1 protein-coding gene is annotated in these 517 nt (G+C 41.4%); it reads right to left on the reverse strand.

Annotation, left to right across the window (positions count from 1 at the left end):
• The coding region (locus B4F08_RS00685) for an N-6 DNA methylase (protein WP_291372442.1) at nt 1-516 on the reverse strand (516 nt) is incomplete at its 3' end.
• Nucleotide 517 lies beyond the last annotated feature (1 nt).

The raw sequence follows: 517 nt of genomic DNA on the forward strand, positions 1-517 counted from the left end.
AGGCTGCAACATTTCAACGATTAAAGTTACGATGCTTTTAGGCGTGTAGTACTGCCCACCCTGCTTGCCTTCAGCTAAAGCAAACTGTCCTAAAAAGTATTCGTAGACATGCCCGAGAATATCTTTACTGTGCAGACTGAGTTTCTCGCCATTATATTCTGGCTTGGTAAAACTGGTGTCAGAGAAAGTATTGATCAGATCAAGTAACTTGTCATTATCTAACTGGTACTGTCCAATACGATTCAGGATGCCCTTAAGTTTTGGATTGGCTTTTTCAATTTCATCTAAAGCATTGTCAATCAGCCATGATACCGAACGCAGTTTAACATCTGCACCTTGTTCATCCAGCCAAATGATTGAGCCAATTGGTAAAGCGGCTGCATCACGGATATTTGACCAGCGGCCTGCTTTTGGTACCCAAAATACATTTTTTTCTTGGTAGTAATCCAGTATTTCTAGTTCGTCAACAATAGCCTGTTGATATTCTTCTTCACTGTCGTACTGATCACGCGGCATG

This window comes from Acinetobacter sp. UBA6720, from assembly GCF_002454215.1.
Taxonomy (GTDB): domain Bacteria; phylum Pseudomonadota; class Gammaproteobacteria; order Pseudomonadales; family Moraxellaceae; genus Acinetobacter.